The sequence below is a fragment of the Tatumella terrea genome (genome assembly GCF_039523755.1).
Classification (GTDB): Bacteria; Pseudomonadota; Gammaproteobacteria; order Enterobacterales; family Enterobacteriaceae; genus Tatumella; species Tatumella terrea.
Window position 1 is genome coordinate 110,965 of the sequence record NZ_BAAAFX010000012.1, and the last position, 14,433, is coordinate 125,397.

13 protein-coding genes and 1 riboswitch are annotated in these 14,433 nt (G+C 48.5%); of the genes, 2 read left to right on the forward strand and 11 right to left on the reverse strand.

Features of this window, described 5'->3' with window-relative positions; translation table 11 throughout:
• Nucleotides 1–83: 83 nt before the first annotated feature.
• From ABD035_RS08040 to ABD035_RS08080, 9 genes are all read right to left on the reverse strand, one after another.
• A complete protein-coding gene (locus ABD035_RS08040) occupies nt 84–914 on the reverse strand; it encodes an energy transducer TonB (protein ID WP_343869181.1) in 831 nt (276 codons plus the stop codon).
• Between the two features lie 24 nt (nt 915–938).
• A complete protein-coding gene (locus ABD035_RS08045; RefSeq protein WP_343869183.1) occupies nt 939–1,358 on the reverse strand; it encodes a biopolymer transporter ExbD in 420 nt (139 codons plus the stop codon).
• The gene (gene exbB, locus ABD035_RS08050; protein ID WP_343869185.1) at nt 1,327–2,058 is read right to left on the reverse strand and encodes a tonB-system energizer ExbB; all 732 of its coding nucleotides are present in this window, start codon (nt 2,056–2,058) and stop codon (nt 1,327–1,329) included. The genes ABD035_RS08045 and exbB overlap by 32 nt, the downstream gene beginning before the upstream one ends.
• 1,868 nt (nt 2,059–3,926) lie before the next feature.
• Nucleotides 3,927–5,255 (reverse strand): NAD(P)/FAD-dependent oxidoreductase, encoded by a 1,329-nt coding sequence (locus ABD035_RS08055; protein WP_343869188.1) that lies wholly within the window; start codon nt 5,253–5,255, stop codon nt 3,927–3,929.
• Nucleotides 5,256–5,263: 8 nt separating this feature from the next.
• On the reverse strand, nt 5,264–5,962 hold the full coding sequence (locus ABD035_RS08060) for an SDR family NAD(P)-dependent oxidoreductase (protein ID WP_343869190.1): 699 nt from the start codon (nt 5,960–5,962) through the stop codon (nt 5,264–5,266).
• 59 nt (nt 5,963–6,021) lie between these two features.
• Nucleotides 6,022–6,903 (reverse strand): ABC transporter permease, encoded by an 882-nt coding sequence (locus tag ABD035_RS08065; RefSeq protein ID WP_343869192.1) that lies wholly within the window; start codon nt 6,901–6,903, stop codon nt 6,022–6,024.
• A 10-nt stretch (nt 6,904–6,913) separates the two neighbouring features.
• On the reverse strand, nt 6,914–7,864 hold the full coding sequence (locus tag ABD035_RS08070; protein WP_343869194.1) for an ABC transporter permease: 951 nt from the start codon (nt 7,862–7,864) through the stop codon (nt 6,914–6,916).
• Nucleotides 7,865–7,900: 36 nt separating this feature from the next.
• A complete protein-coding gene (locus ABD035_RS08075) occupies nt 7,901–9,568 on the reverse strand; it encodes a peptide ABC transporter substrate-binding protein (RefSeq protein ID WP_343869196.1) in 1,668 nt (555 codons plus the stop codon).
• A gap of 219 nt (nt 9,569–9,787) precedes the next feature.
• Nucleotides 9,788–10,276, reverse strand: a complete 489-nt coding sequence (locus ABD035_RS08080) for a MarR family winged helix-turn-helix transcriptional regulator (protein WP_343869198.1) — start codon at nt 10,274–10,276, stop codon at nt 9,788–9,790.
• A gap of 216 nt (nt 10,277–10,492) precedes the next feature.
• On the opposite strand from ABD035_RS08080, the gene ABD035_RS08085 reads away from it, so the two are divergent.
• Complete coding sequence (locus ABD035_RS08085) at nt 10,493–12,121, forward strand: dipeptide ABC transporter ATP-binding protein (protein ID WP_343869200.1); 1,629 nt, start codon at nt 10,493–10,495, stop codon at nt 12,119–12,121.
• Between the two features lie 59 nt (nt 12,122–12,180).
• Here ABD035_RS08085 and crcB read toward each other — a convergent pair whose 3' ends face one another.
• Together crcB and mntP are read right to left on the reverse strand one after the other, a co-directional pair.
• Entirely contained in the window at nt 12,181–12,558 is a 378-nt protein-coding gene (crcB, locus tag ABD035_RS08090; RefSeq protein WP_343869202.1) for a fluoride efflux transporter CrcB, read from the reverse strand.
• A gap of 93 nt (nt 12,559–12,651) precedes the next feature.
• Nucleotides 12,652–12,729, reverse strand: a riboswitch (Fluoride riboswitch).
• Nucleotides 12,730–12,845: 116 nt separating this feature from the next.
• Nucleotides 12,846–13,418, reverse strand: a complete 573-nt coding sequence (mntP, locus tag ABD035_RS08095; protein WP_212714771.1) for a manganese efflux pump MntP — start codon at nt 13,416–13,418, stop codon at nt 12,846–12,848.
• Between the two features lie 365 nt (nt 13,419–13,783).
• Between mntP and ABD035_RS08100 the strand changes: the two genes are divergently transcribed.
• Nucleotides 13,784–14,026 carry a DUF1158 family protein gene (locus ABD035_RS08100; protein ID WP_343869205.1) on the forward strand — a complete coding sequence of 81 codons (243 nt, stop codon included), beginning with the start codon at nt 13,784–13,786 and terminating at the stop codon, nt 14,024–14,026.
• Nucleotides 14,027–14,433 lie beyond the last annotated feature (407 nt).

The window sequence follows — 14,433 nt, forward strand, 5'->3', positions numbered from 1 at the left end:
TCAGGGCGGCAAACCTCTCTAAATTAAAAACCTGGTGTTGTTTTTATCGAAAACTACCTATCTTAAAATTTATAATATTTTTATTAATGAAGGACAAAGTTAACAGGAACGGTCAGCCGGATACTGGTTTTTCCTGCTAATATGGACTCCGGTGGTGGTGGTACTTTTCCAATACGTTCTAATAGTTTCAGTGACTCTCTGTCGAGGCTGGCATAACCATGGCTCCGGACCCGTTCAATATCACTGATATTACCTGCAGAATTAACAGTAAAGCTGACAATAACGATATCCTGTTGATTCATTCTTAATGCAAAGGGCGGATATTGCATATTTTTCTGTAACAGCATCAACAGCTGAGATTGCCACTGTATTTTTTCATTACTCTGAATATTACTTATGGCTCCGGCCACTTTTTCATGGCGAACAGCAGTTTGCTGTTCCGCAACTTGTAATGTTTCCGGCGTTTTTGTCAGTGTAGATTGTTTTTCACTGACTGCTCTGCTGTGCGAGGGAGCAGGAGGTGATTTTCTTTCCGGTTTCGGTACAGGCTTATGTTTTGGCGGTACCTTTTTTTCAGGAGGAGCAACCCTGACCGTAGCCTGTTTTATATTTACTTTTTCCGCCGTCATCTGTGGGGCAGGTACCGGGGATTGTACTTCCGGAGGAAGTATTTTTGCAGGTGTATTAGTCACCTGACTGACATTATTGACCTGCGCCAGTGTGACTTCAAAAGGCATCGCCTGAGGGCTGGCAACAGGGAGAGTTTCCTGATCAGTATGTCTTCCGGACAACAGTAAAAAAAGTATCAGTCCATATCCGGCAGCTGTCGCCAATCCCACACTTAACCAGTAGCGAATCTCCTTGTAAGAGACAGCGGATGGATTCATATAAAATATATAGCCGTAATTATTCATAGATGCTGTCCCGGGAGTCATTTTTTAGTTTCCTGTCAAATCTACCAGTGCAATCTTTGTATAACCTTCATGACGTAACGTATCCATAATGGTAATCAACTGTTGGTACTGAAGACCTTTATCTGCCTGCAGAAATATCCGGTCATCATCGCCGGGATTTATCGCACGTTTAATTGCAGTACTTAACCCAGCCTGGTTAACCGGCTTGTTGTTCACATACAGTGTTCCGTCTTTTTTTATCGTCACCACCAGCGGTGTTGCCAGGAGTTTCTGCGTCTTATCTGTCCCGGTGGGTAAATCAATTTTTATATTGCTGGTTGATAGCGGTGCGGCAACCATAAAAATAATCAGTAATACCAGCATAACATCGATAAACGGTGTCACATTAATATCTGATATCTCATAGGGTTCATCAGACACTTGCTTCAGGATGGAGAAGCCCATTGTTATTCCCTCCGGATGCGTGAGGCTCATATGCCATGACATCAAGCTGCTGACTCAGCAGGCACATCACTGTGGCAGCCACATTATTTAATATTATTCTGTAGCCATTAATCATCCGACCCAGAATGTTATAGAGAATGACGGCAGGTACTGCCACCAGCAGCCCTAATGCTGTGGCAAATAAAGCTTCTGCAATACCCGGAGCCACCACACTCAGATTTGTCGTTTGCGTCTGGGCAATAGAGACAAAACTGTGCATTATTCCCCACACCGTGCCAAACAGTCCGATAAAGGGAGCCACCGCACTTGTCGTCGCGAGTATAGACGTCATACCGGATATTTTTCTTATCTGTAAAAGTTCCATCTGCATTAACTTCGACATTGCACGTTCTTTAATTGACTCGTGATTACGTGCGCCGGGAGTGATGGTTTCAGCTATCCCCAGTTCATGTTTTGCGACGGATATCGCCTTAAAACAGTATCCAGCTCCCGTTATCCTGACGTCTTTTAACAGGATAGCCTCGCGAATGTATTCATTAAATTTCTTAAGGCTTTTTTTCTCAAGGTAAACCTCAATCATTTTCCCGACCCAGATAAACCAGGTCATAAAAGAAGAAAAAACCATGATAATAATTACTGACTTAACAATTACATCTGCATGCCGGTAGAGTTCAAAAGGCGATAAACTGATATCAGTCATTACAATAGTATCTCCTGATCAAACCGATAAAAATATCCACCAGGTTAATATGATTCTGGTCAGTCATTATTGATAACCGTTCGTTTTTTATGAATCTGTCTTCTGATACCTCTGCTCTGCGATGAAAGAAGAACGCCAGTTCAGAAAAACATAATAATATCTGAAAGTTACCACTATTATGAGTAATTATTTACAGAAGTATATATATATACATATTAAAAAAGAAACATCATAATCCGAATTACTTATACCTATTTTGTATATATTCTTTCTTTCCACTTACCGACCCAATGAAAATAAAAATAAAATTAATTTATTAAAATAATTAATATTGAGGTAGCATACTCAGGCTCCTGAAAATTACCGTAAATTTTATCGTTTTATTCACCTTTACATCTAAACTTCCCGTTTCAATCATTCATAAAAAATGACTATTCCGTGTGTTGCTAATACCCGGACCTGGTATGAAAAACATGAATTATTGTTTAAACATCACCGTGTTTACCCCGATGCAGCCAGGAGAAAAAACAGGAGCGGTATACCGTCATTATCCGGCTGGGAAAATAGTACATGTTTATCAATAACTCACGGGAAATAAGACGCATGAGAATGCAAGGCGAAAAACCGGGATGTCTGTCTCGTATAATAAAAACAGATGAAACTGAAATGACTGCGGGTGCAGTAAGCAGAGACTCTGGAGGGAAATTCAGATACTGAACCGGCGACAGTGCTGAGAAACAACGCTGATATCAGGGGAGTCCATGCCACCGCCGGAACGTCCTGTGCTTTATTAACGGCAATACCGGGGTTATTCATCATCCGGTAATCCGTTGAAAACCAGTGCAGACAGGACTTCCGCAAACTTTTCTCAGTCGGTCTGTCTGGCGGTCCTCTTGCACTGTCCGGCGCTATCAGGCCTCTGGCGTTCTTCTGTCAGGCAAAAGGAGGGTGCATAGCAAGGAACGCTACAGACTGATCCCTTTGATCATTGACGGAGAATTCTGCCGGGTTGAGCATGATTCCGGCGGAATTCCGGTTGCCACGGCTCTTTGATTTGTCTGCAAAACGGCACTGTGGGGATCGATGCTGATCATAGTTCCACCGTCCGTGTTGCCGGGAACAGTGAATCACAGATCCTCAGGATCCTGAATTCCACCGATCCATTCCGCAGAGTTTCATCCGGCAAAGAGGCCTCTCTTCCCCGGAAACACTGCCACCCGCACGATATTGGGCGGATGTGACTGTCTGGCAATAACCCATACTTCCGGGAGTCCGCAATCTACACTTCCCGACACCTGCGGGCGGGTAAATCATAGGTATGCTAAAGCGTGCGTCTTTACAAACCCTCCGTGACAGATCATCACCCCGGGGGCAAAATCAGGATTAGCCCCCGGAGTTACCTGTTACGCGTTCCCCTCCATCTGCTGTAAGAATGGAACCCACGGCTACAGTCCCTTACATTTTTTCCGCCGGGAGGGGGGCGGATATTCCGGGGCGTTTTACAGTGTCAGGAAGTGACTTATCTGTAACATAATGATGAGAGCTCCGGAGCTGTGATCTCCAGCGGAAAGGCCTGTATCTGTTGAATAACCGGTAACAACATCGACCTGCTGAAACCAGGTCCGTGGCATCAGCTACCGTATTAAATGGCTTAATCTGGAAAACCGGGCAAAAACGGTAATCGCACAGATGACCAAATACCGGATACGCTTTGCTGCCCCGGTTGATAATCTTTCTCAGATAGCCGGACCGCGCGAGCATGATCGATGTACCAATCAGACCGACAACCCGTCATCCGAAAAACAGGTATAGACCTGACAAAGATAACAGACATAACACCGGACCCCGGCAGACACCGGCATCGCAGATTACAACCAGTGCTGGGCCTGAATTTCTTCTCCGTCGGTAAAACGACTCAAGCGGAACGGGTGAGGATCGACAGAAGGTGTGCTACCGATGACCAAATCCGCCATCAGCTGACCGGCTCCCGGACCAATACCAAAACCATGACCGGAGAATCCAGTCGCAATGAACAATCCGGGGAGAGTATCCACACCTGAAATCACCGGAATCGCGTCCGGCATAGTATCAATATAGCCAGCCCAGCTTTGTTCTGCTGATAATGAACGCAGCTGAGGTAATACCTGATGCAGATTATTAAGAATTCCCGCCACGGCCGCAGCATCTGGCTGCGGATCCAGAACCCGTATCTTTTCATAGAGAGAAAGATGTTCTACATCCCCCGGTCGCCAGTGCATCAGCTCATGCAGAAAACGGCTCCCCAGACGTAAATTAATATTTTTCCTCTCACGACGATACGCCGGCAGATAGGAGCGCATAAATCTGAGGCTATCCGGGGTAATATCGCTGATACTGGTCGATGAACTCGCCACCGTCAGCCCACCGTCCTGGCGTTTACGCAGCGCAACACTCCCAAAACTGGCACTCATTCCGGGGTCAAAATCGGTAGCAGCGGTACGCAGCACCATACTCAGGACTTTCAGTTGAGGTAACACCAGGTCACAACCCTGCATCAGCAGGCGCGACCATGCCCCCCCCGCCACCACGACAGAATGGCAACGAATAGTGCCTCGCTCTGTGACAACTTCGCTGACCTTACCACCGGCATATCCGATATGACGTACCGCACAATGTTGTTGCAGATTCAGACCGGCCTCACAGGCTGCTTTTGCCAGCGCCGGGGCTGCGCGTTGCGGTTCAGCACGACCATCGCCAGCGGTGAATAACGCACCATAGAAATTCCCCTGCAAGCCAGGCATTTTTTCGTGTAACTGTGCAGATGTGAGCATTTCACTCTTTACATCAAAGTGTTTTGCTTCCTGAAGCCACTGCTGATGTGTCTGAAGTTGTTGCTCAGTCGATGACGCATAGGCAATCCCCGTCACACTGAAGCCGCAATCCTGTTGCAGGCGAATATTCATCGTCTCCCACAGTTGCATGCTCAGATTAATCAGTGGCAATTCCCGTAAATCACGCCCTGTCCTTCGGCACCACCCCCAGTTACGACTGGACTGTTCTCCGGCAATATAACCTTTCTCAACCAGCACGGTCGGTATCCCCCGGGATACCAGTGAGAGAGCCGTAGCAACACCAATAATGCCGCCACCAATCACCACGACTTCGGTCTGTTCCGGAAACTGTTCGGAGGAATGCACGACCTCTACATTGAGTCCCATAATTCACCTCAGTAATTATCTTCCACGGCCCAGTTAACCGGTATTTCCGCAATACTGGCACGGTTAGGTAACATCAGTACGGTTCTGACCAGTAGCGCAATATCCTCTGGCTGGGTCATCTTCTCTGCAGGGATCTGACTTAGTGACATCCCCATATCTGTTGCGACAAACCCCGGACAAATGGCACAGGCCCGAATACCGTCTGCCTCTCCGGCATGGCGTAGCGCGTGAGTGAAGGCCAGTGCCGAAAATTTACTCATGGCATACAGACCTGACTGCGCCGATTTCACCCGCTTTGCGGAGAGGGAAGCCAGGGTAATGACGCGTCCGCGACCACTGGCTTTAAGCCATGGCCATAGCTTACGGGTAAGGCGCATCGGTGCCTTCACATTTACGGCAAACTGCTGATCAAACTCTTCATCTGTCGCCTCCAGCACTGAACGTGGCAACATGATACCGGCGTTATGGATAACGGCATCAATACGCCCGTAAGCGGCCAGGGTACTGTCAATCCATCGTTGATCACTCTGGCTTTCCAGAGCATCATAATGACAAACCAGTTGCCGGGCATCGGCGGGTACAGAACCCGGCCTCCGGCAGCCCAGGCTCACAGCCCAGCCATGCGCAGTGAGTTCAGCTGCAATCGCTGCCCCTATTCCACGTCCGGCACCACTAATCATCGCTACCGGTAATGCTGACTCTGCCATCAGGCCTCCCAATCAATGAACAGAAAGACCTTCACGGAACAATGCTCAGTGAAGTCGTACTAATGGCTCCGGTTATCCAGTGCATCACGTAAACCATCACCAATACAGTTAAAGCAGGTTACCGCGAGTGTAATGGCCAGACCCGGTGCTAACGCTAACCAGGGGGCCTGCGCCAGATACTGTTGAGCACCATTCAGCATATTGCCCCAGCTCGGGAGTGGGGGCTGGATCCCGTACCCCAGGAAACTGATATAGGCTTCCATCAAAATTGCCCTGGCGACAGTCAGGGTCGCAGCCACAATAATCGGTCCGACAACATTGGGTAATAATTCCCGGAACATAATCCAGCGGCCAGACAATCCAAGCATTTTTGCGGCAAGGATAAATTCACGTTCACGCAACGACCTCACTTCGGTTTCAACGATACGCGCCACTTCCATCCAACTGGTTACCGCGATAATGACAGTGATCATGAGCGGGCTGGGTTTCAAAAATGCGGCCAACGCCAGTAACAGGAAGACACCAGGGAAAGAGAGGAAAGCATCGACAACGCGCATCAGAACCGCATTAGTTTTACCGCCATAATAGCCGGCAATAATGCCGATGGTTGCACCGAAGACAATGCTCAGTACCATAGAAAAGAACCCCACCAGTAGCGATATCCGTCCGGCCATAAGCAGTCGTGCCAGCGTATCTCGTCCTAACGGATCACTTCCCAGAAGATGCCAGCCACTCAATGGCGGGGCAAAGCGATGTCTGAGGTCAATATGTAAATCATCAAAGGGTAAAAGTGACGGACCGATAATGCAGGCCAGTGTCATCAGCAAAATAACGATAACCCCTGTACAGGCCAGACGATGGCGAAGAAAACGTTGCAGTGTACGGTTTTTCCACCAACCGGGCGCAGACGCGCGGGTAATCATCAACGGGGTATCAGACATCGTATCCTCCTTATTCAGGCCGTATACGGGGATCAACAAGTACAGTCACCACATCGGCCAGCAGATTACCCGCTAATACCATAATGGCAGAAAACATCAGTAAGCCCATGACCACCGGATAATCGCTATACCCCAGACTATCCAGGAACAAACGCCCCATTCCGGGCCAGGTAAATACCGTTTCCGCGACCAGTGCACCACCAAGGATGGTCGGCAACTGCATCCCCGCCAATGCGACCATAGGGAGTAATGCGTTACGGACAACATGGCGCAGCAATACCTGCCGTGGCGTGAGTCCTTTAGCGCGTGCCGTTTTAACGAAATCCTGGTTTATGGTTTCCAGCGTCGCACTGCGCATATAACGACTCCAGATAGCGATATCCACAAAGGTCAGCACCAATACCGGTAATACCAGGTGGTGCAGAATATCCCCGACTGAACCGTTACCGATGGTGTACATATTGCCCGCCGGAAACCAGTGAAGTTTGAGAGAGAAAAAGTAGATAGCAACCAGCCCAAACCAGAACGTCGGGATCGACAGGGCGATCATTGAAGCCATCGTCGCAATATCATCAAAAAGGCTGTAACGACGAACGGCACTTTTTACGCCCACCCAGAGCCCGAGGGTGACGGCCAGTAAGGTGGACGTTACCATCAACAATAAAGTGGCCGGCAGATGAGAGAAAATAATGTGCAACACGGGTTGGCCGTCACGATAAGAATGTCCCCAATCTCCCCGTAAAAGATGAGTCAGCCAGTCGAAATACTGTACCGGTAAAGGTCGATTAAGCCCCATTTGTTCAGCCAGCCGGTGTAAAGTTTGCTGGCTCATGCCCGGGGTCAGCGCATATTGTGATAATGGCCCGCCGGGCGCGAGATTAAGGGCGGCAAAGCCAATGATCGATACCAGAAATAAGACCACCACGCTCTGCCCGCTACGCCGTAAAAGAAAATTCAGCATACGTATCCTTATTACCCTCAGGGACTCTTCACGGGCTCAGGCCCAATACCATGTACCGACATTCCAGCTATCGATGCGAACATTCACATTAGGGATGATATTCATCGCTCCCTGCTTATGGCCGCGAACATTCGCGAACGGAAACAGCGGCAGGAACGGAAGATCCTGGCGGACAGTCTGCTGAATTTTCTGATAAATAACCTTCCGCTGATCCGGGTCAAATTCGGTACTCCCTTTTTTCAGCAATTCATCAACTTCCGGATTCCGGTACTGGAAGGTATTCTGGCCGACCCCGCCTTGTGCAGGTATTGCTCCTGAGGACATGTAGTCCGTAGTATCCGGGTCGGCACCGGTCAGAAAATTCAATCCAACGATCGCTGTATCAAACCTGGACATCATCCAGTATTCCCCCCACATCACTGACGGTGGCAGGTTCGATATCTTCATTTCGATACCGATATCCTGAAACGACTGCTGCATAAATTGCTGCATTTGCTCACGCAGTTGATTTCCGGCAGTGGTCGAGTTAGTGAAAGATAATCTGACCCCATTTTTCTGCCGAATTCCATCTGCTCCGGGCGTCCAGCCGGCGGCATCCAGTAATGCCTTCGCTTTATCAGGGTTGTATTCATGTCCGGGCAACGAAGGTGCATAGTAATATGACCCTTCAGGCATATAGGTTTCGGTCTCTTTTGGTAAACCGTAATATAGCGATTCGATAATGGTTTTTTTATCGATTGCATAATAAATAGCTTGCCGCACCGCAACTTCTTTGAACTGTGGACGACCAAGGTTGAATGCAAAGTTCTCCAGAGTCGCACTGGAAGCGACGTCCACGACTTTCCCTGGTAGTTTTTTTGCATCCGCATAATGATCGGCAGTTATCCACTGTAACCCCACCACATCAATATCACCGGAAACGAACTGGGTATACATCACATTCAAATCAGGAATATATTTATAAATGATCCTTTCGAGACCGGGTCCTCCGGTGTAATAATGTGGATTAGCCTCGAGCTCAATATGATCTCCGGCAACCCTTTGTTTCCACTTAAATGGTCCCGTCCCTACCGGAGCATTATTAAATGGCGCATTATTCTTATCCTTTACCGGCCCAAGAATATGTTCAGGGACAATAAATGTTGAGGCCAGGATTGAGGGGTAAGGTGCAAAAGGCTTTTCCATTCGCCAGCTGATTTCCGTCGGCGAGATCACCTTAATATCCCGAACTAAATCATGTCCCGTTTTACGCCAACTGCGGAAAGCAGGATCCACCAGTAATTGCAGCGTGAATTTAACGTCACTCGCTGTAAATGGATGGCCATCATGCCATTTGACGTCATCGCGAAGTTTAAGATGGAAATTTAAACCATCCTCTGATATTCCCCCATTTTTAGTCGTGGGAACTTCCGTCACCAGAGCGGGAGTAAACTCGCCTTTTTCATTGATAGCAAATAATGGGTCAAAGATACTGAAGTGGATACCTTCATCAACTTCAATATGCGGTAAATGAGGATTAAATACCGTAGGTTCCTGAGAGAAACCAACTACCATCTGCCCTTTACGTTGGGTTGGGATCGCAGCCATTGCCTTACCCATACCAAAAAGATCAGGTAATGCAAAGGAAGCGGCTCCGGCAGCAAGGAAAAAAAGGGCCTGGCGACGGGATATTTCGGGTAATATTTCGTCCGTTTTTTTCGACATCTGCAATCCTCGGGTTATGTTCAGACTACCGGTGCGTTCACACACCGCGCATCACTTTTACCTGGAGAAGGAGTTATCAGGTTCTCCCGATAATTTAACGAGATCCACCACCGCAGAGACATTTTTATTACCTGCAGAAGAAATACTCTGTGGCTGCGACATGTCTTGATTCAGCGGGTAATGAAAAATGTCATCTTTATATAATTATTTATCGTATATTCAGATACTGACTTCAGATTGATAGCAGTTAAGTATTTTATCGCAAACATGAATCATGGTTTCTTTTTCACTTGCAGTAACCATATAAAAAAATTCATCATCCTGCTGCCGGGTTAACTGAATGACTTTTTCCGCTAAACGATGACCTGCAGGTGTGAGGTAAAGTGCCAGAGAACGCTGGTCATGAGGTGAAACGTTTCTCAGAATTAATCCCTGAGCTTCCATCCTCACTAATAATCGCCCCATCGAGGAACGATCCCGAAGGATAATATCAGCAACTTCCGAAGGACTAATTCCCGGATGACGAGAGACAATAAGTAACGTGCCTATTTTACCGGTCCCTTTCGCCACATCCAGACCAGAAAGTTTCTTATCAAGATGGCGGGATACCGCAATATTCACTCTGCGAATATAGAAACTCAGCAATAATTCAAGTCCGCCGAAATCCTGTGATATCAGCCTGCCCCCGATTATTCCCTCACTCTCCATACCTCACCTCCCGGCCGGATACTAAAGAATAATCTTAGTATTAACAGATTAGTGGACAGTCACAACTATTTTATTCATAGGATTTTGTGATTTCACTAAAATCCGGTCAGGGATAAAAAGTCATAATAAAATGATCTTTCATTAATTTTTATTTAGCTGTTAGCGTCAGAAGAGTAAAAATCATCACTCCCTGTAACCGCTATGATAAAGGACAAGATGATGAATATGCCGGATATCGCTTCGCAGAATAAGGTTTTATTATCGGTCCAGCATCTGACCGTCGCATTACCCGCAGGTATGGATCGCGAATATGCCGTTGAGGATATTAGTTTTGATCTTATTGCCGGAGAAATCCTCTGTATTATTGGCGAGTCCGGCTCCGGAAAATCAGTCACCGCGCATGCGGCAATGGGGTTACTGGCGCATGCATTAACCGTCAGGCAGGGAAAAATCATCCTGAATACTCAGGATATACTGACGCTGACACCCGCAGCGATGAGAAGCCTGCAAGGTAAAACGATAGCGATGATTTTTCAGGATCCCCTGTCTGCCCTCAATCCCGTCATGAGCATCGGGAAACAGATTTCTGAAGTACTGACAGCACATACCGCCGATCACACGCTTTCGTCACAGGATAAAGTCATCGCTCTGCTCGAAGAAGTCGGTTTACCGGAGCCGGAAATAATTCAGCATCAATACCCTTTTAATCTTTCCGGCGGACAACGCCAGAGGGTCATGATAGCGATGGCGCTGGCATTAGATCCTGATGTACTGATTGCCGACGAACCGACCACTGCGCTTGATGTCACCACTCAGGCACAAATCCTGGCACTGATCCGACGTCTGCAACACCGGAAAAAAATGAGTGTGATGTTTATCACCCATGATTTTGGCGTGGTGGAAGAAATTGCTGACAGGGTCGTCGTTATGCGCGGCGGAAAAGTGATTGAACAGGGTGTGACAGACCAGGTGCTTCGGCAGCCCACTCACGCCTATACCCGTCAATTAATACAGGCAGTACCACAGTTAGAAAAGCATTCCCGCCCGCGATTATCTGATGCCCCGGTCATTTTAGAAGCGATTAATTTATGTAAAACATACCGAAAATCATCGGGGCTCTTTGGTCGCTCACGCCAGGTCATTGCGCTGAATAATGTCAGTTTTACCTTACGGAAAGGGGAAACATTGGGGGTCATAGGAGAATCCGGATCCGGGAAGTCGTCGCTTGGCAAAGTATTGGTTAAATTACTCAATGCTGATTCGGGGCAAATCCTTTTTAACGGTCACGATATTATTCCGGTCAGAGAAAAAGATTTTCGCCCTACCCGACCATTGATTCAGATGATTTTTCAGGATCCCTTCGCTTCACTCAACCCGCGTCAGACTATCGGAACCCTCCTCTCCATCGGCCCGCGCACGCATGGAGGAATGACCGATGCAGAGATCCACGCCAAGGCGCTCCGCTTACTGGCGTTAGTCGGATTAGATAGCGGAGCGTATGATCGTTATCCGCATGAATTTTCCGGCGGACAACGCCAGCGTATTGGTATTGCCAGAGCACTTATGTTTGACCCGCTTTTACTGGTCGCAGATGAATCCGTTTCTGCGCTGGACGTCTCAGTACAGGCACAGGTACTGGAACTTCTTGCTGAGATCCAGCAGAAAACCCGGGTAGCCATCGTCTTTATTACCCATGACCTCAGAGTCGCCAGCCAGTTGTGTGATGATCTATTGGTACTCTATCGGGGAAATGTGGTTGAGCAGGGAACCGCCCGGAAATTATTATCTTCACCGGAACATGCCTATACCCAAACGTTGGTCGATGCTATTCCGGGGCATCACTGAAAAACCGGGTATCAACCCCGGCACCACTGGCTGGCGCCGGGGTGACCCGGGGCGACAACCTAACTGATGGCAGTCACCAGCGCAAAGCCGGCAAAGGTCATCAGCAATGTGCCGAACAGATGCAGACAGGCACTGGTCATCGCCCAGACGTATTTCCCGGACTGCAGCATTACCATCAGCTCAGCGGAAAACGTCGAAAAGGTAGTCAGCCCGCCACATAACCCGGTAGTAATTAACAACTTCCAGGCAGGATCTAATTGCGGATGACGGGCAAACCAGGCCAGCGCTCCACCGATAATCAATCCGCCGGCCAGATTGACCAGCAGGGTGCCGAGGGGTAAGCCGGTAAATAAAGGATTAAACCGGAGTGAACACCACCAGCGCAACAGACAGCCAGCGCCGCCACCCAGTAAAACAGCCATGAAAGACTTCAACATATCAGATTCCTGAAGAGTTTTGTGCCGCCGGCGAAGGAAGAGTGACAGAACTTATCACCTGACACACTCATCCCCCCGGCATGCGGGTTAAGGATTATGTCAGGCGTCATCAGCCATTCCATGGAGCGGACTGGCGGTTGGTTGAGGCGGAACACCATCACCCCGTAACAACGGACTGATCCTCCGGGGAAGCCTCTCGTCCGTCGTTGCATAACCAGCATACCCTGAGACAGGGGGTCAGACAACACACGGGAGAACGGCCTGCAGGACCGCCCGCCCGCAGTGGGTCAGTTCAGCAACCCTAAATGTTCGATCAGAATAGTGCATCCGATCCCGACCAGCACTACGCCGCCGAGAACTTCAGCCCATTTACCCAATACCGGACCAATAAAGCGCCCCACCATGACTCCCGTGGTTGCCATGATGGTCGTCGCACCGCCGATAGCCAGTGCCGTCACCAGTATATTGACCTGTAAAAAAGCCAGCCCTACGCCAACCGCCAATGCATCCAGACTGGTGGCAACCGCTGTCATCGCCAATACCAGGAAACCATGCCGTTCAGGCGCAGTGCACTCTTCCGCCGGGCTATGGCGCAAACCGCCTATGATCATTCTGCCACCCAGAATAGCCAGCAGGGTAAATGCGACCCAGTGATCCCAGGCCATCACATACTTACTGGCTGCCAGGCCAATCCCCCAGCCAATCAATGGCGTCAGCATTTCCACGCCACCAAAAATAAATCCGGTACGCAAAGCCTCTTTGATACCTGGTTTTTTTAATGTTGCCCCTTTTCCGAGTGCGGCGGCAAAGGCATCCATCGACATGCCAAAGGCAAGAATAATTGTTGTTATGACATCCATCAGGTTTTATCGCTCAGACTTGTCTCTCAGGACACTGTAATGGGGGATGTTATTTCTTCTCCACCCCGAAGATGGCGCAGTTTACCACGAAGGGTTGAATAAAAAAAGACAATAAAATCATGGTGTTAGTTATAGCAAAGGCTATACCTCTTAACCCAAACTAACTTTACGCTAACCTGATGGAAAATAAGGAACTCCGGGCCTCATCCCGGGGCAAAACCACAGAAAGCGGTATCCGGCGCATAAACAGACAACCGGTAGCCGGTGCCACAGCTATCCTTTTCAGGGCATTGACAGGAAGATTGAAAGGCAGGGCAAATTCCCGGAGAATGGCGGATACTTCATTTTTCCGGATCACCTGTATCATGAAAAATCCGCTTGAAACACTCCTGATCCCGGCCGGGATTTTATTACTCGGTTTCCTGTCTGCGCTGTTATTGCCGGCTCCCGCCTTCGGGATTGATCTCGCCAGAAAAATGATGTCCTTATTTCATATAATGGATTTAAATCAGCTGTATACCATCGTATTTTTTCTGTGGTTTCTTTTCCTCGGAGCGATCGAGTATTTTATTCTGCGATTCTTATGGCGCCGTCTTCATCCGCAATAAACGGCTGACAAGGCTCCCCGGCGTCACCGCAATATCCGTCGGCCGGGGGATTGCCCCCGGGGGCCGGGGAAAACACACCCGATAAGGCAGTCTCCCTGGCCTGCACGGTATTTCTGAACACCCGCAACGCTCCCCTCTCCGTACCCCCGGTAATTGTAAGAAATTATGCCACGGAATATCCCCGTGCCCGCCGCCTGCTTATCTCTGTAATTGGCTGTCATTACCGGACTTTTTACTAAAATGGCGGGGGTAAACAACTGTTTAATTCCGGGAAATAAATGTTATATTCAAAGGTAAAATATATAACGCGGCACTAACTCATACTTTTTTCTGTTTTGAGATTGCCGGATAACTTTCGGTTTTTCAGATGGGTGATAATCACCTTACCTGAAACCCCTTATTTGCCC